The 25,402-nt window shown below is 49.9% G+C and carries 21 protein-coding genes; 10 read left to right on the forward strand and 11 right to left on the reverse strand.

Annotation, left to right across the window (positions count from 1 at the left end; genetic code table 11):
* Nucleotides 1-182: 182 nt before the first annotated feature.
* From cysN to IPM52_09660, 5 genes are all read right to left on the reverse strand, one after another.
* Complete coding sequence (gene cysN, locus IPM52_09640; protein MBK9291873.1) at nt 183-2,102, reverse strand: sulfate adenylyltransferase subunit CysN; 1,920 nt, start codon at nt 2,100-2,102, stop codon at nt 183-185.
* A 206-nt stretch (nt 2,103-2,308) separates the two neighbouring features.
* Nucleotides 2,309-2,677, reverse strand: coding sequence for a four helix bundle protein (locus tag IPM52_09645; GenBank protein ID MBK9291874.1), 369 nt, complete (start codon nt 2,675-2,677; stop codon nt 2,309-2,311).
* Nucleotides 2,678-2,770: 93 nt separating this feature from the next.
* Nucleotides 2,771-3,688, reverse strand: coding sequence for a sulfate adenylyltransferase subunit CysD (cysD, locus tag IPM52_09650; protein ID MBK9291875.1), 918 nt, complete (start codon nt 3,686-3,688; stop codon nt 2,771-2,773).
* Between the two features lie 10 nt (nt 3,689-3,698).
* Nucleotides 3,699-4,532 carry a 3'(2'),5'-bisphosphate nucleotidase CysQ gene (gene cysQ, locus IPM52_09655; protein MBK9291876.1) on the reverse strand — a complete coding sequence of 278 codons (834 nt, stop codon included), beginning with the start codon at nt 4,530-4,532 and terminating at the stop codon, nt 3,699-3,701.
* 12 nt (nt 4,533-4,544) lie between these two features.
* Nucleotides 4,545-5,474, reverse strand: a complete 930-nt coding sequence (locus tag IPM52_09660) for a Gfo/Idh/MocA family oxidoreductase (protein ID MBK9291877.1) — start codon at nt 5,472-5,474, stop codon at nt 4,545-4,547.
* Between the two features lie 454 nt (nt 5,475-5,928).
* Between IPM52_09660 and IPM52_09665 the strand changes: the two genes are divergently transcribed.
* The 4 genes from IPM52_09665 to IPM52_09680 are packed head-to-tail and all read left to right on the forward strand — an operon-like array spanning nt 5,929 to nt 10,290.
* Nucleotides 5,929-6,642, forward strand: coding sequence for an ABC transporter ATP-binding protein (locus tag IPM52_09665; protein ID MBK9291878.1), 714 nt, complete (start codon nt 5,929-5,931; stop codon nt 6,640-6,642).
* An 18-nt stretch (nt 6,643-6,660) separates the two neighbouring features.
* Nucleotides 6,661-7,896: an ABC transporter permease gene (locus IPM52_09670; protein MBK9291879.1), complete on the forward strand. Its 1,236-nt coding sequence runs from the start codon at nt 6,661-6,663 to the stop codon at nt 7,894-7,896.
* Between the two features lie 20 nt (nt 7,897-7,916).
* On the forward strand, nt 7,917-9,173 hold the full coding sequence (locus IPM52_09675; protein ID MBK9291880.1) for an ABC transporter permease: 1,257 nt from the start codon (nt 7,917-7,919) through the stop codon (nt 9,171-9,173).
* Between the two features lie 34 nt (nt 9,174-9,207).
* Complete coding sequence (locus IPM52_09680; GenBank protein ID MBK9291881.1) at nt 9,208-10,290, forward strand: efflux RND transporter periplasmic adaptor subunit; 1,083 nt, start codon at nt 9,208-9,210, stop codon at nt 10,288-10,290.
* A 63-nt stretch (nt 10,291-10,353) separates the two neighbouring features.
* Here IPM52_09680 and IPM52_09685 read toward each other — a convergent pair whose 3' ends face one another.
* The 6 genes from IPM52_09685 to IPM52_09710 form a co-directional block, all read right to left on the reverse strand.
* The gene (locus IPM52_09685) at nt 10,354-10,833 is read right to left on the reverse strand and encodes a DUF4625 domain-containing protein (GenBank protein MBK9291882.1); all 480 of its coding nucleotides are present in this window, start codon (nt 10,831-10,833) and stop codon (nt 10,354-10,356) included.
* A 10-nt stretch (nt 10,834-10,843) separates the two neighbouring features.
* On the reverse strand, nt 10,844-11,284 hold the full coding sequence (locus IPM52_09690) for a DUF4625 domain-containing protein (protein MBK9291883.1): 441 nt from the start codon (nt 11,282-11,284) through the stop codon (nt 10,844-10,846).
* Nucleotides 11,285-11,308: 24 nt separating this feature from the next.
* Nucleotides 11,309-13,681 (reverse strand): TonB-dependent receptor, encoded by a 2,373-nt coding sequence (locus IPM52_09695; GenBank protein MBK9291884.1) that lies wholly within the window; start codon nt 13,679-13,681, stop codon nt 11,309-11,311.
* A gap of 74 nt (nt 13,682-13,755) precedes the next feature.
* Entirely contained in the window at nt 13,756-14,094 is a 339-nt protein-coding gene (locus tag IPM52_09700; GenBank protein MBK9291885.1) for a hypothetical protein, read from the reverse strand.
* A 1-nt stretch (nt 14,095) separates the two neighbouring features.
* Nucleotides 14,096-14,509, reverse strand: coding sequence for a transcriptional repressor (locus IPM52_09705; protein MBK9291886.1), 414 nt, complete (start codon nt 14,507-14,509; stop codon nt 14,096-14,098).
* A 71-nt stretch (nt 14,510-14,580) separates the two neighbouring features.
* Complete coding sequence (locus IPM52_09710; protein ID MBK9291887.1) at nt 14,581-15,582, reverse strand: isoaspartyl peptidase/L-asparaginase; 1,002 nt, start codon at nt 15,580-15,582, stop codon at nt 14,581-14,583.
* A gap of 667 nt (nt 15,583-16,249) precedes the next feature.
* On the opposite strand from IPM52_09710, the gene IPM52_09715 reads away from it, so the two are divergent.
* The 6 genes from IPM52_09715 (at nt 16,250) to IPM52_09740 (ending at nt 24,791) form a co-directional block, all read left to right on the forward strand.
* Nucleotides 16,250-17,134 carry a hypothetical protein gene (locus IPM52_09715; GenBank protein MBK9291888.1) on the forward strand — a complete coding sequence of 295 codons (885 nt, stop codon included), beginning with the start codon at nt 16,250-16,252 and terminating at the stop codon, nt 17,132-17,134.
* Between the two features lie 12 nt (nt 17,135-17,146).
* On the forward strand, nt 17,147-18,427 hold the full coding sequence (locus tag IPM52_09720) for a hypothetical protein (GenBank protein ID MBK9291889.1): 1,281 nt from the start codon (nt 17,147-17,149) through the stop codon (nt 18,425-18,427).
* Nucleotides 18,424-19,689, forward strand: a complete 1,266-nt coding sequence (locus IPM52_09725) for a PQQ-binding-like beta-propeller repeat protein (GenBank protein MBK9291890.1) — start codon at nt 18,424-18,426, stop codon at nt 19,687-19,689. Before IPM52_09720 ends, IPM52_09725 begins: the two co-directional genes overlap by 4 nt.
* Before the next feature lie 661 nt (nt 19,690-20,350).
* The gene (locus IPM52_09730; GenBank protein MBK9291891.1) at nt 20,351-21,325 is read left to right on the forward strand and encodes a hypothetical protein; all 975 of its coding nucleotides are present in this window, start codon (nt 20,351-20,353) and stop codon (nt 21,323-21,325) included.
* 189 nt (nt 21,326-21,514) lie between these two features.
* Complete coding sequence (locus IPM52_09735) at nt 21,515-23,119, forward strand: right-handed parallel beta-helix repeat-containing protein (GenBank protein ID MBK9291892.1); 1,605 nt, start codon at nt 21,515-21,517, stop codon at nt 23,117-23,119.
* 70 nt (nt 23,120-23,189) lie between these two features.
* Nucleotides 23,190-24,791 (forward strand): T9SS type A sorting domain-containing protein, encoded by a 1,602-nt coding sequence (locus tag IPM52_09740; protein ID MBK9291893.1) that lies wholly within the window; start codon nt 23,190-23,192, stop codon nt 24,789-24,791.
* The last annotated feature ends 611 nt before the right edge of the window (nt 24,792-25,402 follow it).

The raw sequence follows: 25,402 nt of genomic DNA on the forward strand, positions 1-25,402 counted from the left end.
AATCAAATGCCTTTATCTGATTAAAGCGTCCACCGTCGTTGGGCAAACATTGCACGCCGGGCATCTTACACTGCCTGTTATTGCGCATTTATCAAAGGTCAACGTCAAAGATAGATGTTGTATTTTGTTGTATAAAACATCGTCAACGGGCTTGATGATTGACAAAACAAGTCACATCAACCTTACAACCTCAACGGGAAAACCTGATTTTTTTCGAGAAATTCCATCACCCGTGCAATGTTTTCTGACATGTTTTCGGGCATGAGACTTAGTGCCGGAGATACCGGCACTTCGTAGGGTTCGTCCACACCAGGCAAAAAGCGGAGCTCACCCTTTTCGGCCAGTTCGTAGAGTTCGGGCTTGTTGTTGCGGCAATAATCCAGTGTCGCATCCATATAAATCAGGTGGAATCGGTCTTTGCCAATGATTTCGGCCAGTTGGCCGCGCACCTGTTCGCGGGGCGAGATGAACGAACAGATAGTGATGATGCCCTGGTCGTTGAGGATGCGGCACACGTGGGCCACCCGTCGCATCTGCTCGGCACGTCCGGCCGGACTGAAGTCGAGCTCGCGGTTCAGGCCCGAGCGTGCTGTGCTTCCGTCCACCATCACCACGGTGGCTCCGGCATCGAAGAGATGTTTTTCGAGCGAATAGGCCAGCACATTTTTGCCGCTGCCGTGCAGGCCGGTGATCCAGATGGTGGCACCGCGCTGGTGATAGCGTTGTTCGAGTTCCTGCCGGCTGATGAGGCTGCGGCCCTGGTCGATCAGCCTTTTGGCTTCGGGATCTACCAGGCGCGAAGGCAGGTCGCTCGGGTTGAGCTTGTCGATGATCATCCCCACTGCCGAGGTGTTGTGCGTGATGGGGTCGATGAGGATAAAGGCTCCCGTGCTGCGGTTGCGGTGATACGGATCAAAGAGCAAAGGCTTGGCCGCAGTGATTACCACCCTGCCGATTTCGTTGAGCGACAGCGCTTTGGTTTCGTGCTGCTCCAAAGTGTTCACATCCACGCGGTAGCGGATCTGGTCGATGTGCGCACGGGTGGTATTGTTGGCATGTTTAATAAAAAACTGGGTGAAGGGGTCCATCGGTTTTTCGTCCATCCACACCAGCATGGCTTCGAACTGGCGTTCCACCCTGGGCTGGTTGTTGGGATGCACCAGCATTTCGCCCCGCGAGATGTCGATTTCGTCGGCCAGGGTAAGTGTGATGCTTTGGGGAGGAAAAGCATACTCCAGGTCGCCATCCGGCCCGATGATGCGTGTCACGGTAGAGGTTTTGCGCGAGGGCAGGGCCATCACCTGATCGCCACGGCGCACAATACCTGAGGCCATCTTGCCGGCAAAACCCCGGAAGCCCAGGTCGGGACGAAGGACCAGCTGCACCGGAAAACGAAAGTCTTCAAAATTGCGGTCGGAGCTCACATGCACCGTCTCGAGATAATGCAACAGGCTCTTGCCTTTATACCAGGGCATGCGGTCGGAATTTTCGACCACATTGTCGCCTTTCAGGGCCGAAAGGGGGATAAAATAGATGTCGGGCAACGACAGCCGCGTGACAAAACGTTTGTAGTCGTCGCAGATTTTTTCGAAAACTTCCTCGCTGTAGTCCACCAGGTCCATCTTGTTCACAGCCAGCACCACATGGCGGATGCCCAGCAACGACACAAGAAAAGTATGCCGGCGGGTTTGTGTAATCACGCCTTTGCGCGCATCCACCAGGATGATGGCCAGGTTGGCCGTGCTGGCCCCGGTAACCATATTGCGGGTATATTGCTCATGGCCGGGCGTATCGGCAATGATGAACTTGCGTTTGTTGGTCGAAAAGTAACGGTAGGCCACATCAATGGTGATGCCCTGTTCGCGCTCGGCCTGCAAACCATCGAGCAGCAAGGCATAGTCGGTTTCGTCGCCGGCATGGCCAATGCGCTTGCTGTCGCGCTCCAGGGCCATGAGCTGGTCTTCGTAAATCTTTTTGCTGTCGAAAAGCAGCTTGCCAATCAGGGTCGATTTTCCGTCGTCAACCGATCCGGCCGTCAAAAACCGCAGCAGGTCTTTCTGCTGATCCTGATCAAGGAAGGAGGAAATGGAGCGGGAGTGCATGGTACTAGGTTCTAGGTGCTGGTTACTTGGTAAATGTCGTATTATTCAATGGTACTAGATTCTGGGTTCTGGGTGCTTGGTACATGTCGTATTTTTCTATGGAACTGGGTTCCAGGTTTTGGTTACTTGATACATATCGAATATGAAGTATAAATTAAACGAACAGTATTGTGCTTATGTAGAGATAATTTCACCTACTTAGCCTATTAAAATTTATTCCACTCATTTTCAACATACTGAATATACTTGTTAATTTTCCTGCCGAGCATTTCATAAGATTCCAATAGATCCTCCCACGCTGTTTGCTCGGGATATAATTGATTTATCATCATAATATGGCTGATACACTCGTCGCCGGAGGCAAGGGCGTTCGTCAGAAATTTAATAAAATCCTGCTTGTAACGTCTTCGTCCGTAACCTTCAGCAATCTGAGCATAAATACTTTTCGATGAGCGTCTGATTTGACTGCCTAATTCAAATTTCTCATAGGCTGGCAACTGTAAACTCATTTTATGCACGCTCACTGCCAGGTCGAACGAAATTCTGAATATCTCAAGATCCTTATATCCAGCCATTTAGAACTAATTTATGGAATTTACCTTTGCCTTCAAACCAGCACCCAGTACCCAGCACCCAGTACCCAGTAACCAGTAACCAGTACCCAGTACCTAAAAATACCCTTCCCTCTTTTTCTGTTCCATGCTGCCTTCCTGGTCGAAGTCGATTACGCGGGTGGTGCGTTCGCTTTTGGTGGTGGTCATCATTTCTTCGACGATTTTTTCGATGGTATCGGCCTCCGATTCGATGGCTCCGGTAAGGGGATAGCATCCCAGGGTGCGGAAGCGCACTTTGCGCATGGTGGCTTTGCGGGCAATTTCGGCGGGCATGCGGTGGTCGTCCACCATGATCAGGTTGCCTTCGTGTTCCACGATGGGGCGCTCTTTGGCAAAGTAGAGCGGTACGATGGGGATGTTTTCGAGGCGGATATATTGCCAGATGTCAAGTTCGGTCCAGTTGCTCAGGGGGAATACCCTGATGGACTCGCCTTTGTGCACTTTGGTGTTGTAGATGTCCCACAGCTCCTGCCGTTGGTTTTTGGGGTCCCATTGATGGAAGCGGTCGCGGAAGCTGAAGATACGTTCTTTGGCCCGGCTTTTTTCCTCATCGCGGCGTGCTCCGCCAAAGGCGGCATCGAAGCGGTGTTTGTCGAGGGCTTTGAGCAGGGCCTGGGTTTTCATCACGTCGGTATGCACCTTGGAGCCATGGGTGAACGGGCCGATGCCGGCTGCCCTGCCCTCTTCGTTGATTTCGACGATGAGCTCCCAGCCGTTTTCGGCGGCATATCGGTCGCGAAACTCCACCATCTCGCGAAACTTCCAGGTAGTATCGATATGCATTAGCGGAAAGGGCACCTTGCCCGGATAGAAAGCCTTCTCGGCCAGACGCACCATCACCGAGCTGTCTTTGCCAATGGAGTAGAGCATGACGGGCTTTTCGAATGAGGCTGCTACCTCGCGGATAATGTGGATGGATTCGGCTTCGAGCTCGCGCAGGTTGTTGAGCGAATAATTCAGATTTTCAATCATTGGATGCTCATTATGATTGTGGTTCAGGCTGGTAAGGGAATGCCAGGAAGGATGGGTTTTGAAGGTCGGGTTTGTTGTAGCGCAAAGGTTGTGCAGGTTGGTCGGCCAGCACCACTTTGCCTCCTGCAGCCAGGATGATGGCATGGCCGGCTGCGGTGTCCCATTCGCTGGTCTGTCCGAATCGGGGATAGACATCGGCCTGTCCTTCGGCCACCATACACATCTTGAGCGAGCTGCCGCGCGAAACGATGCGGATGTTGTAGTGTTCGCGTTTCACACGGTTGATGTAGTTCATAGTTTCGGAAGTGAGGTGGCTGCGGCTGGCTACGATGGTAAAATCCTCGTCCTGACGCGGCAGTGGCAGCTGTCTGGCCTGCCTGCGCAAGGATGTAAGTTTTCCGTTGGCTTCGACCAGGCCTGCAGCATGATCCAGCCGAAAAGCCCCCTGGCCGTCGGTCCAGTAAAGCACATCGTTCACCGGTGCATAGATGATACCCATAACAGGTATCCGCTGTTCGATGAGGGCGATGTTGACACTGAATTCCCCGTTGCGGTGTACAAACTCTTTGGTGCCGTCGAGCGGATCGACCAGCCAGAACTTATCCCAGGTCTCGCGGATATGCCATGGAACAGTTCGGCCTTCTTCGCTCACCACAGGTATCCCGGTTTGGCTGAGAAACTGCTGGATGATTTCGTTGGCCCGCGTATCGGCCAGGGTAAGCGGGGTGCGATCGGGTTTAATTTCCACATCGAAATTGGTGGCATACACCTCCATGATGGCCTTTCCGGCACGGATGGCAGTGAGGATGAGTTGTTCGAAAGTTTCGCTTGTGATCTGTTTCATAAGGGTTGGTTGTTATCTGAGTCGGGCTGCCTGCACACGGATGTCGTGCACCAGGCTGATGGAAGGGCGTGCATCATCCAGGCCGAAGCCGCCTCCTTCGAGTATCTGTTTGTAGCTTTGGGTGTGCAGGTCGGTAAAACCTTCGCTGAATTCAAACTCCTGGTCGTCGATACTGAGCGAACGGTAGGTGGTCTTGCCTTGTTGTTTCACTTCGTTGGGCAGGGTTTCGGCATTGATGCTCAGAAACCAGCTTACTTCAGCCTTTTCGAGCCTGAGGCGGCCGGCAGCCCTGTCGTGGGTATGTTGCTCAAGCACATTTTCTTTCACCTCGCCGAAGATCCAGCTCAGCATATCGAAAAAGTGCACCCCGATGTTGGTGGCAATGCCGCCCGATTTTTCCAGGTTTCCTTTCCATGAATACTGGTACCAGCATCCGCGCGAGGTGATGTATTCGAGCTGCACATTGAACACTTTTCCGGGCGGGGCGTCCTGCACCTGCCGGCGCAGGGCCTGTACAGCCGGATGCAGCCTGAGCTGAAGGATGGTATAGATGCGTTTGCCGGTTTCGCGTTCAATCTCGGCCAGGGCGTCGAGGTTCCAGGGATTGAGTACCAGAGGTTTTTCGCAAATGGCATGGGCCTGGTTACGCAATGCCATGCGGATGTGTGCATCGTGCAGGTAGTTGGGCGAACAGATGCTCACATAGTCCACCTTGTCGCTGCCCTTGCGGCGGAGTTTATCCAGGTGCCTGTCGAAACGTTCAGGCTCTATAAAAAACTGTGCATCAGGAAAGTAGCTGTCGATGATGCCCACGCTATCGAAAGGATCGAGGGCAGCCACCAGGGTGTTACCTGTGTCGCGGATGGCCTTCATGTGGCGGGGTGCAATATAGCCCGCTGCACCGATGAGGGCAAAACGCAAGGGTGTTGTCGGATGCGACATGTCGGGTTGTCTGTTCGTTGGGCCACAAAGATAAGCAAATGGGCGCTGTTGCCCTGCATGGGCGAGGCCCCTTCCGGGGTCTGAGCAGCCTGGCAGGATGCAGTGCATCGCCGGTCGCAAATAAACATTCCGGTTGAATGCCCCATGCAAGTGAGCATGCCATCGGGAAGTCTGTTGAAACAAGCCCAATGCCACCCACCGCAAACAATCTTTCGTTGCACTTGAAACGATAAAAACCGCGAAAGCCTGTTCCCTGGGTCGCTGTTCAGCATTCCCGAATGCCCGGCTCCCCGTCCGATGCCGAACACTTGCGGCCGCCTACGCACACCGGACGGACAGACAACTGGGCTGATGTTTTGAGGTAGTGTGGCGCTATATTATTGATATTAAGTTTTTTACAATTTATGGCATGATATTATTTCTCTAAGGATCAACAAAAAATCGAAACGCTGTCATGATTCAATTGCAGAACATTCACAAAAGCTATCCCATGGGCAACAGCAGCCTGCATGTGCTCAAAGGCATCGACCTCACCGTGGAAGAAGGCGAAATGGTGTCCATCATGGGCTCGTCGGGTTCGGGCAAAAGCACCCTGCTCAACATCATCGGCCTACTCGATGTGCACGACAAAGGGGAATACTACCTCAACGGACTTCGCATCGAAAAGCTGAATGAAACCAAGGCAGCGAAGTTGCGCAACCAGTTGCTGGGCTTTGTGTTTCAGTCGTTTAACCTGATCAGCTTCAAGAATGCCATGGAAAACGTGGCCCTGCCGCTCTATTACCACGGAGTTAGCCGCCGCAAGCGAAACAGGATGGCCCTGGAATTTCTCGAAAAGGTAGGCTTGCGCGATTGGGCCGGCCATTTGCCGAGCGAGCTGTCGGGCGGACAAAAGCAGCGGTTGGCCATTGCCCGCGCGCTCATCACCAATCCGAAGGTGATCCTGGCCGACGAACCTACCGGCGCCCTCGACAGTGTGACCTCCAACGAGGTGATGGGTCTTTTCCGCGAGATTAACCAAACGGGCAAGACCATCATCATCGTCACCCACGAAAACGACATCGCCCAACAGACGCAGCGCATCATCCGCCTGCGCGACGGGCTCATCAACACCGACGAGCGCAACGGATACCACTCTGTGGCTCCTGTCTATGCACGTGCTGTTTAACCCAAAACCGGCAAAAAAATGTTCGACCTCGACAAATGGCAGGAAATCCTGAGCACCATCAAAAAGAACAAGCTGCGCACCTTTCTCACAGGCTTTTCGGTGGCATGGGGCATTTTCATGCTCATTATCCTGCAAGGATCCGGGGTAGGCCTGCAAAGAGGTGTGGAATCGGACTTCGAAGGCTCTGCTACCAATTCGGTGTGGATTTGGAGCGGCCAGACCAGCAAAGCTTTTGCCGGAATGCAGCCCGGACGCTACATGCAGATGACCAACGACGACCGTGATCAGATTGCGCGCAACGTGAAAGGCATCGACAATATTTCGGCCCGGTTTAATATTCAGGGTAACAACCGGGTATCCTATAAAAGTGAAACCGGCACCTACAACGTCCGAACCGTACATCCTGACTATCAGCTGATTGAAAAAGTGGAGATGCTCGAAGGTCGTTTTATCAACCTGCCCGACCTGAACGAAAAGCGCAAAGTAGCCGTGATCAGCTATAAGGTGCGCGACGAGTTGTTTAAAAACGAACCCGCCATGGGCAAATACATCACCGTGAACGGGGTGCCTTTTAAGGTGGTGGGCATATTTACCGACGTGGTACGCAACAACAGCGAGAACCTGCATATGGTCTATCTGCCCATCACCACAGCCCAGCAGGTATTCTCGGGCGGCAACCGCATCCACCTGATTGCCCTCACCGTGGGCGATGCCACCCTCGAAGAGGCCAAGGCCATCGAAAAACAAGCCAAAACCATCATTGCCAACCGGCAGAAATTCGATCCCGAGGACGAACGCGCCCTGGGTTCGTGGAACAGCAGCGAACCCTATCAGCAGATGCAAAAGCTGTTCCGATCGATCAGCCTGTTCATCTGGATTATTGGGATAGGTACCATCATCGCCGGAGTGGTTGGCGTGAGCAACATCATGATGATTGTGGTGAAAGACCGCACCAAGGAGATTGGCATCCGCAAGGCCATAGGCGCCACACCTGCCAGCGTGATTTCGCTGGTGCTGTTCGAGTCGGTTCTGATCACGGCCTTTTCGGGCTACATCGGACTCGTTGCCGGAGTAGGTTTACTCGAAGTGCTTTCGGCCAATATCAACGCACCTTTTTTCAAGAATCCCGAAGTGAGCCTCAATCTGGCCATCAGCGCCACACTTTTGCTGGTGTTTGCCGGCACACTGGCCGGTTTCATCCCAGCCCGCAGGGCCGCCTCCATCAAGCCCGTCGAAGCCCTTAAAGACGAATAAACCCAAAACAAACCACACATATGTTCGACATTGACAAATGGAAGGAAATAGGCAGCAGTCTGGCCAAGAACAAGCTGCGCACTGCCCTCACGGCCTTTGGGGTGTTCTGGGGGATTTTCATGCTGATCGTCATGATAGGTTCGGGCCGTGGCCTCGAAAACGGGGTGATGAACGGCATGGGAAAATTTGCCACCAACAGCGTGTTCATCTGGGGGCAACGCACCTCGGTGCCATACCAGGGCATGCAGCGCGGACGCAGCATCCAGCTCCGCAATGCCGACACCGAAGCCCTCAAAGGCATCGAAGAGCTCGAAAAGCTGGCCCCAAGACTCGATGTGCGCGGAGCGGGCAACAACAATGTGAACCGCGGCCAGAAATCCGGGGCCTTCAGCATCTTTGGCGACTATCCCGAATGGAACGAGATAGACCCGGTGGAAATGTTGGCCGGCAGGTTTATCAACCATACCGACATCGCCGAAAAACGCAAAGTGGCCGTCATCGGGCAGCGGGTGCGCGAACTGCTTTTTGCCGCCGACGAAGACCCTATCGGACAATATATTCAAATCAAAGGTATTTATTTTCAGGTAGTTGGTGTGTTTAAGCCCCTGAGCGTCAACATGAACTTCGGAGGCGACAAAACCCAGACCATCCATATCCCCTTCAGCACCACCCAGCAGGCCTTCAACTATGGCGACCGCCTGAGCTTTTATGCCATGACGGCAAAGCCTGGCATAAACGCCTCAGTGCTGGAGGAAAAAGCACTTACACTGCTGCGCCAGCGCCATAAGGTGGCCCCCGACGACGCCCGCGCTTTCGGCTACTTCAACCTCGATAAAGAGTTCAAACAAATGAGCAACCTTTTTCTGGGCATCAATGTGCTGGTGTGGATTGTGGGTACAGGCACCCTGCTGGCCGGCGTGATTGGCATCAGCAACATCATGCTGGTAGTGGTTAAGGAACGCACCAAAGAAATCGGCATCATGCGGGCCATAGGTGCCACGCCGCGCAAAGTAACCACACAGATCATCAGCGAGGCTGTGCTGCTCACCACGGTTGCCGGATATACCGGTCTTGTGCTCAGCGTGTTTTTGCTCGAACTGGTAAGCAAAAGCATTCCGGCCGGTGGCGGTCAGCAAATGTTTCTCAACCCGGGTGTAGATTTTCAGGTGGCCATTGCTGCCTTGCTCATCCTGATCGTCTCGGGCGTGTTTGCCGGATTCATACCCGCCCGCCGCGCCGTGGCAATGAAACCCATTGACGCTTTGCGTTACGAATAAAATCAAATCAACAATCATCAATAAAACTAAAGCCATGAAAACCTTTCTGAAAATTGCCGCCGCCCTCGTTGTGGTGGGTGTTTTTGCCGGAACCCTGCTCTATCTCTACAAAAAATCGCAGGCCAAACCCGTGGTTTACAACACCGAAAGTCCGTTCGAAACAACCATAGTCCGAAAAACGGTAGCCACCGGTTCGGTGGTGCCGCGTCACGAAATCGATATCAAGCCCAAGGTGTCGGGCATCATCGAAGAAGTTTTTGTCGAACCGGGCGACATGGTGCGCAAAGACCAGCTCATTGCCAGGGTGCGCATTATTCCGGATATGATCAACCTGAACAATGCCGAGGCCAGGGTCAAGAAGGCCGGCATACAGCTCGACGAAGCACGCCGCAACTACCTCAGGTATAAAGAGTTGTATCGCAAAGGGGTGATCCCGGAAGCCGAATTCAACACCTATGAAGTAAGTTTCCGGACGGCTGAGCAGGAGCTCGAAGCTGCCGAAGACCACCTCGCCCTGATCCGCGAAGGCGCCACACGCAAGGCCGGCAATGCCACCAATACGCTCATCCGCAGCACCATCGATGGCATGGTGCTGGCCGTGCCGGTCGAAAAAGGCCGCTCGGTGATCGAAAGCAACACCTTCAACGATGGCACCACCATTGCCACCATAGCCGACATGAACGAGATGATTTTTGTGGGTAAGGTGGACGAATCGGAAGTGGGAAAAATACGCGAAGGCATGGAGCTGGTTCTGACCATTGGCGCCATTGAAAGCGAAAAATTTACTGCCCGCCTCGAGCGCATCTCGCCCAAGGGTGTGGAGGAAAACGGCGCCATACAGTTCGAGATCCGCGCCGCTGTTGAGCCTCGCGCCGGACAGTTCATACGGGCCGGATACAGCGCCAATGCCGACATTGTGCTCGAAAAGAAAGAAAACGTTTTGGCTGTGAATGAGGCACTTGTGAAATTTGAAGGCGACAGCGCCTTTGTTGAGGTGGAAACTACCCCTCAAAACTTTGAAAAACGTGCGATCAAGACCGGGCTTTCGGATGGCATCGTGGTGGAGGTGCGCGAAGGCCTGGGCAAGGAAGATAAAATCAAGGCGGCCGCAAAATAGCCTCCCTGGTTTGTGTGTTGGTTTGGTTGCCGCAGTCTCCGGGGCAGGAGGCTGCGGCCTTTTTTATGGTTGCACAAGCTTGAGGCCGAAACCACTGCGCGACGACCAGCCGGTTTTGTCGGTCAGGCTGATAAAAAAGTGGTAATCTCCACCCTGCAGGGGGCCATTTTGGTTTTGCAATGGCAGGGCAATGTTCACCAAAGCTTCGTATTCGCGCCGGCCTGCCGGGATGTCGAACACGCCAATAAACGCAAAGGGGTTGGTGGCCGGCTTCTTCGGGTCGAGCTCACAACTTATGGGTTCGGTGCTGTGCGAGTGGTGGTCGAAGTTGTGGTGGATATCCACACGAAACGACCCCAGCTCCACATTGTCCGACATTCGCACCCGCAGCCGGAGCGTATCGCCCAGCTGCAAAGTGTCGCAGGGCAAAGGCGAAGCCCCCTCAAAGCCGAAGTCGATCACCGGTTTCTGGTCATCCACTTCGGCTTTGTTGCAGCCAGCAATTAACCATATGAGTAAAATAATAACTGCGGTACTGCGCATGGGGCATTTCTTATCGTGTGGGTAAAAGCACCCTGAGCTCACCTTCGGCTTCAGCCTTGTTGCCTTTTTGGTCTATCACGCTCAGGTGCAGATGATAATCGCCGGCAGGGGCATCGGCTGGCACATCCACATGCTCATGAAAGTCGGTGTCTTTCAGGCCTTTGAACTTGTCGTACACCTTTTCAAGATGCCATTCGCCGGCCCCAAACACCAATCGCAGGCTTTTGTGTCCGCCCTCTTTGTGGATTTCAAGCTCCACGCGTTCGATTTTTTCCGGGGCCAGAATCTCGGCTTCCAGGTGCAGCTCCTCGCCTGCCACTACCTGCCCGCTGTTGTCGTAACCGATTTCCAGGTTTTTGATCGAAGGCTTTTGGTCGTCTTTGTTGCAGGCAGTAAATGTGAATAATGCAAGAATGATGACAACAATTCCTTTGGAAATGATCTTATTCATAATGTGTTGAATTTTAATTTGTTACTAATTTTTCTCAAGAATCGGGATTTTAATTACCGCTATCAGGTTGCGTCCGGCTTCGGGCAGGTTGATGCGGCGGTAATAGCTCAGATGGTTCAGATACACATTGTTGGTGAGGTTGTTGAGTTGCAGGCTCAGCTCGAGGTTTTGACGGCCGAATGCAATGGTGGCATTCGCACGCAGGTTGACCACATACCATGCAGGTGTGGTTTGTTCCGGGGGAACAATGCGGTTTTGGGCCGAGGTGAGCCTGAGGTCGGCCGCCAGCTCGAAAGGCAGCTTGCGTCCGGGCGACCAGTTGAGGTTGAAGAGCAGCGATTGGGGCGGGCTGAGCGGCAGGCCAAAACCCTTTTTAGGCCCCGATAGCTGATAGGCAAACAGGGCTTCGTACATCAGCCCGAACATCCAGGCCTCCGCGATGGCGTAATGCAGGTGAAACTCCCCTCCGCCGCGGAACACATTGCTTTGGGTATATTCGAACTTCTGGTTTCCGTTTCCGTAGAGGTAGTCGTGTTCCGAGCTGGGGTTGAGGTAGATGTAATTGGGCGACCAGGCCAAAAAAGGGCTGATTTCCAGCGCTATGCGGCTACTTCTCCATTCGGCCGACGCATCCAGCTGATACGACACTTCGGGCTTCAGATCCGGGTTGCCCTGCTCGAAGCGAAACTGGTGATAGTTCACTCCGTTGGCTCCCAGCTCGGCCGCAGTAGGCAGCCTGAAGCCCTTGCCCACATTGCCGCTGATGGCCCAGTGTCCTGCCTGCCGGCTATATCCGGCCGACCAGCTCAGGCTCGGCTGACTGAACCTGAGATTTTCGGCCCGCTGCAAATACTGACCATCCGGCGCGGCAAACCAGTCGCTGTATTCTTCAATGCGTATCCGGGCAGCATCGAGCCTCACACCAGCCTGAAACAACCGGCCAGGCGAAATCGGATAATCCATCATACCAAACACGCCCAGTTTTTCGGAACGGTACTCGGGGAATACAAAGGCCCACCCACCGATGTGGTTGCGGATGGCCTCAGCCGAAAGTCCGGTTTTCCAGTTGAGCGATTGAGTTGTTTGCTCCCAAAGCAGCTCCACAGCCAGGGCATCTTTATTGAACATCCTTTCGGTGTGGGCATATTTTCGCATGGCCTCGGGCAGCACGGGCGGCATGAACCCATGGTTGACATACGGGCTGCGTTCCTCGAACAGGTTTTTCTGATAGCCGAGGGTGAGGTGCAGACTTCCGCTCCGGGTTTGCAGTTGCGATTGCTGGGTGAGCTTCAGGTGGGTAACTTCGTGCAAGGGTTGCTGCACATCGCGTTGCGAGCGGTCGTGGAGCAGGGTGTCCACATTACGTGGTTCGATACCGTGGGCGTGCGCAAAAAAACCCTGACGGCTGCGGAGCAGGCTCATCCTGGTCTGATGCTGCCATGCGCCATGTCCAAAACCATACCCTGCCCTGAAACTCTGCTCCATGCCGGCGGTATTGCGCAAACGCCGGGCGCGCAGCGGAAGACGGAAGTTGTACACATCCACACTGTCGGCGGGCACCTTGTAGTCGGCGGCATCCCACCAGCCCAGGGCTGCATAGGCCGATTGGCGGTTGTTTTTGTATTGCCATAAGATATGTCCGCCCAGCGTATTGTTCACAGTGGCGGCATGCAGTGTAAGCCGGGCGGCGTGGCCATCGTGCTTCAGACCCTCGTCCGAAACAATATTTAGCACTCCGGCAAGGGCATCGGAACCATAGCGCACCGACGACGGGCCACGTATCACCTCTACCCGACCAGCGCCCAGGGCATCGGTTTCCAACCCATGCTCCTCGCCCCATTGCTGACCTTCGTGACGCAGCCCGTCGGTCACCACAAGCACACGGTTGAACGCCATGCCACGTATCATGGGTTTGGATTGCCCCATGCCGATGCGTATGCTGTTCATGCCGGGCAGGCGTTCGAGGGTGGAAGCCAGGCTGCCTGCATAGAACTTTCGCACAAAAGCCTGACCAACAGCCTCGGAGGGCAGCATAAGCGCGGGCTTGCCCAAACGCGCAGCCGAAGCCGTCACCTTCACTTCCTGCAAACTCATCAGCCGGGCTTGCAGCACCACCTTCAGCGCCCCCCTGTGGGGAATATCAATCTCGCTGCTGTGCTTTTCGTATCCCAGATAACTCACCTCCAGACGGTATCGTCCATCCGGAACCGGGCCGATAACCGCAAGACCATTGGCATCGGTCAAAGCCATGTGCCTGCCGGGATAAAGCAAAACTACCGCTCCAGGCAAGACTTCGCCCGAGGTGTCTTCGACGCTCACCCACAGGCTGCCGGGCTGTGCGCACAACAGCATCGCATGGAGCATCAGAAATGCTGACGCAAAAAATTTTATTTTCAACCTTACTTACTTAGGAATTAAGCCTGAAAGTCCGGACAATCTCATCCGGATGTAATCCAATACAATATTTATTATCAGGCTTTTACAGGCGGTGCGCGTGGAGCCGGTCCCGGGATAGCCGGAATGAAAAGCCGGCTGGTTTTCTCAGCCTGAAAGATATACCTGAAGGTGAACGGCACAGCCAGATCAGGCGAGCCCGAAGTCTGACCGGGCAGGACAAGCTCATATTCGCACGCTGCACAGTGACCGGAGGGCGCAAAGTGCAGCGCTTCGTCCGACGGTTTGGCTGAAGCACATGTGCTCCCGCAGTCGTGCCGGGCCATAAGGTGGTCAAGCCGGTGCAGGCTTTGCCAGAGCATCGGAAAAACAAACAGCGCGATTGCCGTCCAGGCTATGCCACGGTAGCTTTTCACCTCAGTTTACCTTCGTTTGATTGCATGCATCGCAGGTGCCATGGATAATCATCTCGGTTGCCCTGGCAGTGTATCCTTCGGGCAGTTTCACCGGTGGCAAGTCTGCTCCGCCAAGGCAACGGACGCTCTGGCAGCTGTTGCAGTGAAAATGGGCATGGTTGCCGGTATATTCCACCCTTGCAAGGGCGTAGCGCACTTTTTGGCTGTCGAGTACAATTTTGTGGATGATACCCGACTCCTCGAGGGTCTTGAACGAGCGGTAGAAGGTTGTGCGGTCGTAGCTGGAGGAGAGTTTCTCGCGGATTTCGTGCTCCGACATGGCCCTTTCTTCGCTGAGCATCAGCTCGATGATGCCCTGGCGGCAACTGGTTCGCCGGAGCGCATGACGGCGGAGAATGTCGCGTGCTTCTGACATGCAAGGATGTGTTAAATGCAACCAGGTTGCAAAAATAACAAAAGCATGCCTGAAGGGTTCAGCCGGAGCGTTTATTTTTCTCTTGAAACGGCCACAAAGGCTTGTTGGCCGGCAATAACGTAACCACGGAACATGCCCGGGGTGTTGAAAGGCATGGCGATATTGCCCTGGCGGTCGAGGGCGATGATGCCGCCTCCGGCATCGAGGGCGGCAAGCTTATCCATCACCACGGCATTTGCAGCTTGCGCGAGGCTTTCGCCGAGGTATTTCATGCGGGCGCTGATGTCGCTGGCCACGGCATTGCGGATAAAGTATTCGCCATGTCCGGTGGCCGACACGGCGCAGCTGTGGTTGTCGGCCCAGGTGCCGGCGCCAATCACAGGCGAATCGCCGAGGCGACCCACCCGTTTAAAGTGCATGCCCCCGGTGGAAGTGCCTGCGGCCAGGTTGCCTTGCATGTCGAGGGCAACGGCGCCCACAGTACCTTTGGGTTGCAGCGGAAACTCGCGTTCGAGGCGGGTTTGGCGGGTTTTTTCCCAGGCATCATGGCGTTCTTTGGTGTAAAAATAATCGGGCGAAACGGTGTCCACGCCTTTGGATGCGGCAAAACGCTCAGCTCCGCTGCCCACCAGAAACACATGGCGGCCATCGTCCATCACAGCTTTTGCTGCAAGGATGGGGTTTTTGATGTTGCCAATCATTCCCACTGCTCCGGCTTTGCCTTCTTTGCCTTCCATGATGCTGGCATCGTGGGCTATCTGTCCGGCCTCGTTGTACACGGCGCCACGTCCGGCATTGAACAACGGATTATCCTCGAGCCTGACAATGGCAGCTACCACGGCATCTAGGCTGCTGCCCCCCGATTTCAGCACTGCCTCGCCTGCCTGCAATGCTTCGAGCAAGCCGGTTTCGTAGGCTTTACGGGCATTGTCCGACATGTTTTCCCATTCCATGGTGCCGGCACCCCCGTGCACTACCAGCACATACGGAGGCCGCTCTTCGGGCATGGCTTTCTGTGCAATAACCGGCAAACCGGAAATCAACACGCTTAAAAAAAGTACAATACGAAGCATAACAGATGATTTTAGACAAATGTATGTTTTTTGTCGGTTGAGCTGAAAAGCCATTGCCCCTTATTACCCCCCCCCCCGCTAACGCACGATTGCACCGTGTGGTAACGAATAGAACACCCCCAACCCCCTGCTGTACTGCCCGGATCCGTTTTGGCTGCTGTAAAAAACCCGTTGTATTGACCTGTTTATCAGTATATTGAAAAAATGTTGAAAAAAAGTCCAAAATTTTTGATGCGATTTTGGCATTGAGTGGTACTAATAAATGTAAAAAAGAAACAATGCCCGCAGCAAAAAGGCACATATTGGTCTCCCGCTACCGCACGATTATATCGTGTGGTATAAAAGAATATACCCCCAGTTCAAGGCCGAGCCTTCTTTGCTTTGTGAACCGCATCCCCGCACCGAAAGCAGGCAGTTTGTCCCCCCCCCCCCCCCGCAAAAAGCAAGCATTTGCTGCATGGGCAGCAGGGTCAGGCCATAGGCTATGGTCATGAAAACGCTTTTACACAGCTTTTTTGTTGGCAATATGTGCCATCTTGCAACACTAAGCATATCTTCTGGCTGGGAAAAAATAAGTTCGACTGAGGTGGGCCGCTTCTAATTTAGAAGAGGCAGAACTTTTACAGGCATAAATTCACAAAACACAAAACCACCAAAAGGAAATTTTATGAAAACTAAACCTATCATCTTGTTTGCGTTTATTCTGACAATTTCGTTCATAAGTTGTCAAAAAAGCTATCTGACTGATACCACAGAAAATAAGCATGCGGGGTACAAACAATCTGAAAATGAAATATTGACCCTTTCATACGATATATACATATATCGGGATTATGAAGCTGATTTTTCTACGCTCACCGAATTGGAGCTTTCCTATTTGAATCCGAGCGAAGAAAAACAACGAATCGAAATGACGCTGCTTAACAGTGGTCAAATAAACGTAACATTAGAAAACATTGCTTTTGAAAACACAATCAATTTACCGCATCATGCTCCACAAAACACCACCTCGAGGGTATCAAAAACCGTAATAATCGGAAGCTCTGTGTTATTTTATGATGCAAAAGGCCGGATTCTCGCGCAGGAATCATTTCCTGCGGGCATTTTCAACGAAATGGCTGAGCACATTCAGGCTTTGCGCCGAACACATTCTTCATCTGATATTAATCGCATTCTGGCAAATATGCAGGGACATTTCTTTATTGATAACCTGAATAGATTCATCGAAAATGCAGCCGAAAACGGTATAGAGGTAATTGAGCATAACGATCATTTGGTTACTTTACGGGCCTATTTTAATCGTTTTGACCCGCAAGCTGAGGGATCATCGGTGATTTTGATTGATAAAACCAAAAACAGGTTGCTTGGTATAAGAATTTATGATTCGGGCAATACTTTGATACAAAGCGTAGTGTATGGATATAACCGTGGTGAACGAGAAACCCTGAATGCGATTAAAATCGAACAAAACGAAGAGTTGGTTAATGGCACTGTGGTTAAGCTGATTAATTATATCAAAATTGACAACCTTGAGTTTAGTGTAAACATTTAATCATACAGCAAAATGAAAACTACGATAAAATCATCAGCAGCGATATTTGTATTTCTTTTTTGCTTTCTTATTGCAGAGGCCCAGCGAAATGTCGCATGGATTCATGGGCTGGAAGGGGATGAAGGCTCATGGGCACATTACGAGCAAATATTCACCCTGGAAAGAAATATAATCAGTTTGCGCGAAACGTATAACACAAGTAATGGATTAAATACAGCCGCAGTGCAGGTAATAGCATCAACAAACAGTTTTTGCAATCCTTACGACACAAACAATCTGGGCATCGGGCACAGTATGGGTGGTTTAATGTTACGACAAGCGGATCGAATAACATCTGGATCGAACAAGAGGTTTGGCGGATATATCACAGTTGCATCACCAAATTACGGTGCTCCCATAGCAAATTCAGTGCTTGATGGGAGTGTCCAATCTGCAGCTTCAGTTGCTTGCAACAAGCTGGCTGACGGACCATTAGCCGAACTATTCATTCTGCCGTGGGGAATCTATGCAAATTTAACTACTAATGCGGTCTGTAATTTCATTGCTGCCAACGCAAACATACAGAGCTTAGCCGGTTCACCCACTACAATAAATGATCTAAAGGTTGGAAGCCAAATCATTCAGCAGCTAAAGGCACATACCGACAATTCGAGTATTCCCCGTATTTCGGTATGGGCCGAAGAAACCTCGCCGGTACACTGGCGAATGTTCAGCACTGAGATCTACAACAATGATCTGGAGCTCGTTGATAAAATTGGTGTCGCAAGAAACGTTTACAATGCTTACTATGGAGTAAATCTAACCAAAGCTATTGCAGCAGCAATAGGTGCACTCTATAATCCGTTATTATTACCTTTATCAGCTTTGTACACCTACCGATCAACCCAATGGAAAAAAGGCCGCGACTGGTTTGATGACAGCGAGAACATATGGTGCGGTCTGATTAAAAGTACTGAAACGCAGCTGGTAACCTACTGGTCGTACGAGCTCATTTGCGAGCCCGATCCAAGCGGATACTACGAATGTTTGTATTATTACTGGGACTGGGTGCCTCGAACACGCTTTGTAAGTGTGAACACACCCAACGATGGCTTGTTGCCCAAACACACCCAGGTATTAAACAATATTCCTGCCGAAAACATTTACCGCGTTTATGGCGCTAACCACCTCGAAATAAGAAATATGAGCCAATGTACTCTAAACGGGCAACCCAATGATGCGATGCGCCAAAGGTTTAATGAGATCTTTAATAGACAACCAAGTGATTGGTTTCAAACCCCGGTACGACAATGAAAACAATATGTACACTATTGATTTCAAGTTTTCTCCTTGCTGCCTCGTGCAGCAAGGAGAAAACTCCTGATGTGCAAACCGATGAAAATGGGGTTGTTATAGCGAAACCCATTTTATGGAAAACGCATCGACATGCCACAACTGTTGTTAACAATAGTTACACCCGAAATCCCATTTATCACTACAATAATATTGTCGTACACACGACTAATGGCAATGAAAGAAGAAGACTGACCATGTTAAATAGTGATAATGGCGAAATAATCTGGCATTGGGATGATCATGTTTTTCCACAATCAACAGCCAGATTTATTGATATCAGTTATTACTTTCAAAAAGATCATTTACTCACCTGGCAGATGGGAAGCCGAAGTTATTGTGTTAACCTCAACAATGGCTCTACACATTGGAAAATACGAAGAGAAAATTGGTGGGATGTAAGAATTCAGCCTTACAGGGATAATTATTTCTTTTCGACAGTTGAGTCAACAAACAGCAGTAACTATGTTGTTTATAAAGCTCATATTACTGACATAACAGATGGTGAAACCAATGTATTTCTTGAGGCTAATTTGTCAGGGGATTTCATAAATAGTAATAATTCAAAGGGCGGGGTGCTGTATTCCAACCTTACATCCGACCCCAGTTTAATAGTTGTTACCTATTTTGAGCCTTTGCCGAATTGGTTTGCCAATATTTTTCATGGTCTTTACAACACTCAAACCAATGATTGGGTTTGGGACAGAAAACTATTGGGGCCACCAAGGCAGAGTTCAGGTGTTCATACGCCGCCAATTGTGTATCAAAACAGAATTTATGCGGCTTATAGCAATAGTATTGTATGTCATGATATTGCCACTGGTGTTAAACTTTGGCAAAAGGAATTTCAAGGAGACTTTGCTTTTTCAGGCTTTATCATTGAGGAGGATAAAATCATTGCCAATTGCGAGGATACCTATACCTATTGCCTGAATCCGCAAACAGGTGAACAATTGTGGAGAACCCAATCGGCCGGTACTTCAAGTCCTATAAGCTATTTAAACGGGGTAGTCTATTTTGCAGGAGGCTCAACCGGACGTTTGCATGCCATTGAAGTGGCAACAGGCAAAATGCTTTGGAGCATCAATGTGGATCGTTTGGGTGAAAAAGGGGGTATGTTTAGTTACAATGGCATTTATGTTTTACCTGCTTCGGGCGGCAAACCCGCCAAAGTAATAGCTTTATCCGGTCTGTATGCCTATTGTTTTGAGGCAGCCAAATAATACAGGAATGACTAATAGAATTTGGGCATTGATCAAACTTTCTCTTCAACAGATTATTTTGTTGCGGAGGATGTTTGCTCCACGATGCAATCGTGCAGTAACGAATAAAACACCCCCAGACCCCTGCTGTACTGCCCGGATCCGTTTTGGCTGCTGTAAAAAACCCGTTGTATTGACCTGTTTATCAGCATATTGAAAAAATTTCGAAAAAAAGTCCAAAATTTTTGATGCGATTTTGGCATTGAGTGGTACTAATAGGCGTAAAAAAGGAACAATGCCCGAAGCAAAAAGGCACATAGCTACCCCCCGCTACCGCACGATTGTATCGTGTGGCATAAAAGAATATACCCCCAGCACAGGGCTACGCCTTCTTTGCTTTGTGAACCGCATCCCGCAACGGAAGCAGGCAGTTTGTCCGCCCCCCCCCGCAAAAAGCAAGCGTTTGCTGCATGGGCAGCAGGGTCAGACCATAGGTTATGGTCATGAAAACACATTTACACAGCTGTTTTGTACGCAATATGTGCCATCTTGCAACACTAAGCATATCTTCTGGCTGGGAAAGAATAAGTTCGACTGAGGTGGGCCTGGATATGCAAGCTCCGGGCCATCCATATCGTAGCCACTCAAAGTTGAACAACAGGGTGAGAATCCAAAATAAATTATGAACTTTAACCAATTATTTCAGATGATAAAAAAACTTTTCATACCAACAACGCTTATTGTTATGGTGCTTGCGCTATCGTGCAAAAAAGACCATCCGGTTCAGGAAAAACAAAGCCAAATCCAGCAATATACCCCCGAGGCTATGGCCATTTGGCAGAAGCTTAACAGTTTTAATCAGCTCATCAAAAGCGGGATTAAAAGTGAGCAATACATGCAGCCCGACAGTGCGCTCTGGCTGCTCGAGGCTTTGTTCAATGTGCAGATGGGCACCGATACCACCTTTGACGATGTACAATCCTATCACAAAACGTATAAACTGACCCTAAATGACAATGGTCTCGCCGGTTTGAGTCAGGTTGCAGAAGTATACAATCTTATGCTGTCAGATTTGCAGGACGAACTTGATGCCATAGCCTCAGGTTACAAATTCCTTATTATTGCCGACCTTAAGCCAGGTGAAAGCAAAAGCGACGATTATGAAATAGAACTCACAGGAGCTATTGGCATAAACCCACTAAGCCTTTATGAGCCATTAACAGAACTCGACAACTGGTATTACGGCAATATGCTGGGCCGCTGCGATGGACAGTATTTGTGGCAATCGGATGCTGGGCAGGAACTCAAACGAAGATTCAACAACCCAAGGGTTGGCATTCATGGCGGAGTGCATAGCTGGATAAATAATTACTCTACGGAAGCCCTTTCACACCAACAATATCCTGGTAGAATATTTCATCAAATCAGCCCTGTTTCACCATGCATCCTAAGTCAAGATATGATTCACTATTTAAGAGAAGGCCACTACATTATTTACCACACACCAGGTCAAAATCCTTCAGGAGAGAGACCAGAGAATTTAACTTTCCGAACCATTGTTATTTGGACTAACCCCTTAAATCCGCCTGATAATTCCTATGATCATTTCTATCAAATATTTTATGGAACTCCAATTGTTATGCCTGAATTAGATTAGTATGCTCCCAACTGTCTCAAAAGTCGAACTTAGGACATTATTATGTGTGCTGCGAAACTCCGCTTGCCTTTTAGTAGGCTGTATCACAGTGTATCAAGGAGAAAGCACAGATTCTCAAAGCGTAAAGCTGTGATCAATGTTGACTTTAATAGCAGCCTTTTCTTTAACTATTAAAATACACTAAACACAATGAAATTCTTTATAGGCATTCTCATAGTTCTATCCATAGCGGTTGATATCTTTGCAAAATCAGATATCCATAACCAGCAAAATAAAACTATCATATGGAGAAGTGATACAATACTGGTTTCAGAAAACATTTATGTTCCAGTTGGAACTGCTTTGGTCATAAATCCAGGAACAACAATAATTTTTACAGGTAATTATGAGATTGTAGTTAACGGTAAAATACATGCCATGGGCGCATCAGGGCAGCCAATTGTGTTTACCGTTTCAGATACCACCGGATTTGCTGACACTACAAACAATAAAGGTGGTTGGGGGCGGATTCGCTTACTTAACAATCCCATTGACACATCTTATTTTTTCCACTGTCATTTTTTTTACGGTAAAGCTTATGCCGAAGGAATTAATCCAGCTAATGATATGCTCAAAGGAGGGGCTATTCAGGCGATTAATTATGGATCGCTAATTATTGAACACTCTTTTTTCCGGCATAACAAAGCAAAATACGCAGGAGCTGCTGTATTTATCCGCAATGTGCAGAAAACAGTAATCAGAAACAATCAGTTTACTTCTAATGAAGCACTTTATGAAGGAGGAGCAATTTCGTTAAATTTAACTCATTTTTTGATCGAGGGGAATTATTTTTCACAAAATATTGCATACAATGAGCGGGAAACCTGGTATGGCACTTCCAGAAAAGGAAGTGGAGCAGCAATTCATATTCATTACAACTCAACAGGTAATGTACTGAATAACTATTTTTTTAATAATAAAAGCGTGAATGGAGTTGTATATGAAACGGCGCCTGAAATCCGTATTATTAACAATTTAATTGCCAACAATCATGGATACGGAATTGTAATTGGCGGATATACGCTAAGCACATCAAAACTGATTAATAATACAATTGTCAATAACAAAAGTACAGCGCCGGGAGGTTCAGGTATTCTTTATTACAGTCCGTTTTTAACAATGAAAAACAATATTGTTTCGGGTAATGAGTTCATGGTGCCCGGATGGCCAGCTGTTCAAATATTTACACCGGAAAACAACACCTCTTCTCTTTCCTATTCCTGCATTGCCGACCCTCCTGTTTATTACTATGGCGAGGGCAACATTGCCGGGCCGCCCCTGTTTGTGAATCCTACCCTGGGCTCGGGGCTGGGCTACGATGGCTCTTTGGCCGATTGGTCGCTGTTGGATAACTCGCCCTGCGTGAATGCCGGCACACCCGATACCACAGGGCTTGGCTTGCCCGCCACCGACCTGTTGGGCAATCCGCGTATTTTCGGCGGCCGCATTGATATGGGTGCCATCGAAAACCAACAAGTGGTGGTGGCTCTGCCCCAAAACCCGCTGGTAAACGCCCGTGTGCAGGTTTATCCCAATCCTTTCCGTGGCAGCCCGCGTATTGTGGTCAACGATGCCTCGCGCCTCAGCAGTATGGAGCTCTACAACCAAAAGGGGCAACTGATGGGCAAAATCGAACTGTCAATGCTAAACAATGGGGCGATTTACGAACTTTCGAAGCTCCCGAACGGCCTCTACCTGCTGCGTACCCGCTTTGCTGATGGCAGCATCGAAACCACAAAGCTTATCAAAGAATAAATGTAGCTGGGGGAGGGTGTAGTAGTGCTCAAGACAAGAAGTATCTTTATAAATACATTGATAATCTGACATGAAAAAATTTTTTAACACATTTTTATTAATCCTTGCTCTGGGCGCTTCAAATGCGCATGGTCAAGGGCAGTTTACCCTGCAAACCGACACTGTTTGGGTGACCGATACGGTTAAGATTCACCAAAACATGGTTGTGCCGGCAGGCCTTACCTTAAGCATACAGGCGGGGGTTGTAGTCGAATTTCAAGGCAATTACAGCATTGATGTTTATGGTAAACTCATGGCCATTGGCACGCCTGCAAACAGTATACTTTTCACCGTGAGCGACACCACTATGTTTGCCGACACAACCACCCTGAGTGGCGGATGGGGTGGTTTGCGCTTTCTGCAGAACCAAACCGATACTTCAGTCTTAAGCTATTGCAGCTTCAAATATGGCAAGGCTGTTGTTCCGGGTGCTTTTTGGTTTCTTGGAGGCGAGGATAACAAAGGTGGCGCTGTGTATGCCAATGGCTACAAAAGCCTGGTTATTTCAAAATCGCTGTTCGAAAGAAACCATGCCAACTATTATGGAGGCGCTATTTATGTAAAAAACGTGCAAAAGTTTGTACTTACCGATAACATCTTCAGGCGAAACAGTACCTACGATTACGGGGGGGGCGTTGCCGCTGAGTATTCCAATCTTTGGATAGAGGGCAACCTGTTTCAATCCAATATTGCGATGAAAGTTCAAGGGTCATTTTGGGGACCAATGGGTTCAGGAAGTGGTGGAGGATTTTACGCTGGTCTTGGTACTCTGGGAACAATTATCAGCAACAAATTTTTTAACAACTTGAGTGTAAGTGGGGCATTGTATGAAACTGCCTATAACGTTTCGGTGGTTAACAACCTTATTGCAAACAATCGGTCCATTGGCTTGATGAACGGTCATGGATATGGCATCTCAAGGTATGTCAACAATACAGTTGTTAACAACCTGTACACTGTACCAGGAACTCCAGGATTTTTTTATAGTAGTCCGCATTTAATAATGCGCAATAATATTATTCAAGGCAACACATCAAGCTTTGGAGAACCTTTTCAGGTTTGGACAGTTAATTCCCAATTCGTTAACCTTTCCTATTCCTGCATTGCCGACCCTCCTGTTTATTACTATGGCGAGGGCAACATTGCCGGGCCGCCCCTGTTTGTGAATCCTACCCTGGGCTCGGGGCTGGGCTACGATGGCTCTTTGGCCGATTGGTCGCTGTTGGATAACTCGCCCTGCGTGAATACCGGCACACCCGATACCACAGGGCTTGGCTTGCCCGCCACCGACCTTTTGGGCAATCCGCGTATTTTCGGTGGCCGCATTGATATGGGTGCCATCGAAAACCAACACGTGGTGGTGGCTCTGCCCCAAAACCCGCTGGTAAACGCCCGTGTGCAGGTTTATCCCAATCCTTTCCGTGGCAGCCCGCGTATTGTGGTCAACGATGCCTCGCGCCTCAGCAGTATGGAGCTCTACAACCAAAAGGGGCAACTGATGGGCAAAATTGAACTGTCAATGCTAAACAATGGGGCGATTTACGAGCTGTCGAAGCTCCCGAACGGCCTCTACCTGCTGCGTACCCGCTTTGCTGATGGCAGCATCGAAACCACAAAGCTTATCAAAGAATAAATGTAGCTGGCCAGGGTGTGTATTGTGAAATATCCAGATTGTGTGATCGCAATTGCAGGCACGATAATGGCGGACTCATTTTCAGGAATGCAGCCTGTTCTGTTTTGGTTGGCCGCCTGGATTAATAAGTTTATCATTTGATTGTTAAATCAATATGACAAATAATGACAAGAAAAACTCAACCATTGATAGGTTTGAAAACAGGACTTACAGGGGTATTTATATCACTTCCAATAAATGTCGTATTCATCTGCTTATCAATTAGATATGAACTTACGTTAATGGTTGTTTTATGGTCTGTTATATTTGGCATGACTTTCCTGAGCGGTATAATGATCTTGCGCAGGATATTCCAAAAAGAAAGTGTATCGGAAAATGATTCCAAGCAGAAGTCTTCACAATTATAGATTGTTGTTTTCAGATATAAAGTCCCAGCTTCGGGCGGCGGTTGTACCGCCGCCCGGTTTAATTCGCCCGCTATCGCACGATTGCACCGTGTGGTAATATAGCCCCCCGGCTAAGCGGCATTTGCAATGCCGCTCCGAACACTATTGAATTTGCAATTCAATAAGAATTCCTAAATTTGATGTGTTATGCCTACAGCTTATCAA

The organism is Bacteroidota bacterium (genome assembly GCA_016715945.1).
In the GTDB taxonomy this organism is placed as follows: domain Bacteria; phylum Bacteroidota; class Bacteroidia; order Bacteroidales; family F082; genus JALNZU01.

Bases quoted from the DNA above. Each gene is read 5' to 3' on its own strand.
- cysN (MBK9291873.1), bottom strand. From the start codon at position 2,102: ATGCACTCCCGCTCCATTTCCTCCTTCCTTGATCAGGATCAGCAGAAA.
- IPM52_09645 (MBK9291874.1), bottom strand. From the start codon at position 2,677: ATGGCTGGATATAAGGATCTTGAGATATTCAGAATTTCGTTCGACCTG.
- cysD (MBK9291875.1), bottom strand. From the start codon at position 3,688: ATGATTGAAAATCTGAATTATTCGCTCAACAACCTGCGCGAGCTCGAA.
- cysQ (MBK9291876.1), bottom strand. From the start codon at position 4,532: ATGAAACAGATCACAAGCGAAACTTTCGAACAACTCATCCTCACTGCC.
- IPM52_09660 (MBK9291877.1), bottom strand. From the start codon at position 5,474: ATGTCGCATCCGACAACACCCTTGCGTTTTGCCCTCATCGGTGCAGCG.
- IPM52_09665 (MBK9291878.1), top strand. From the start codon at position 5,929: ATGATTCAATTGCAGAACATTCACAAAAGCTATCCCATGGGCAACAGC.
- IPM52_09670 (MBK9291879.1), top strand. From the start codon at position 6,661: ATGTTCGACCTCGACAAATGGCAGGAAATCCTGAGCACCATCAAAAAG.
- IPM52_09675 (MBK9291880.1), top strand. From the start codon at position 7,917: ATGTTCGACATTGACAAATGGAAGGAAATAGGCAGCAGTCTGGCCAAG.
- IPM52_09680 (MBK9291881.1), top strand. From the start codon at position 9,208: ATGAAAACCTTTCTGAAAATTGCCGCCGCCCTCGTTGTGGTGGGTGTT.
- IPM52_09685 (MBK9291882.1), bottom strand. From the start codon at position 10,833: ATGCGCAGTACCGCAGTTATTATTTTACTCATATGGTTAATTGCTGGC.
- IPM52_09690 (MBK9291883.1), bottom strand. From the start codon at position 11,284: ATGAATAAGATCATTTCCAAAGGAATTGTTGTCATCATTCTTGCATTA.
- IPM52_09705 (MBK9291886.1), bottom strand. From the start codon at position 14,509: ATGTCAGAAGCACGCGACATTCTCCGCCGTCATGCGCTCCGGCGAACC.
- IPM52_09710 (MBK9291887.1), bottom strand. From the start codon at position 15,582: ATGCTTCGTATTGTACTTTTTTTAAGCGTGTTGATTTCCGGTTTGCCG.
- IPM52_09715 (MBK9291888.1), top strand. From the start codon at position 16,250: ATGAAAACTAAACCTATCATCTTGTTTGCGTTTATTCTGACAATTTCG.
- IPM52_09720 (MBK9291889.1), top strand. From the start codon at position 17,147: ATGAAAACTACGATAAAATCATCAGCAGCGATATTTGTATTTCTTTTT.
- IPM52_09725 (MBK9291890.1), top strand. From the start codon at position 18,424: ATGAAAACAATATGTACACTATTGATTTCAAGTTTTCTCCTTGCTGCC.
- IPM52_09730 (MBK9291891.1), top strand. From the start codon at position 20,351: ATGAACTTTAACCAATTATTTCAGATGATAAAAAAACTTTTCATACCA.
- IPM52_09735 (MBK9291892.1), top strand. From the start codon at position 21,515: ATGAAATTCTTTATAGGCATTCTCATAGTTCTATCCATAGCGGTTGAT.
- IPM52_09740 (MBK9291893.1), top strand. From the start codon at position 23,190: ATGAAAAAATTTTTTAACACATTTTTATTAATCCTTGCTCTGGGCGCT.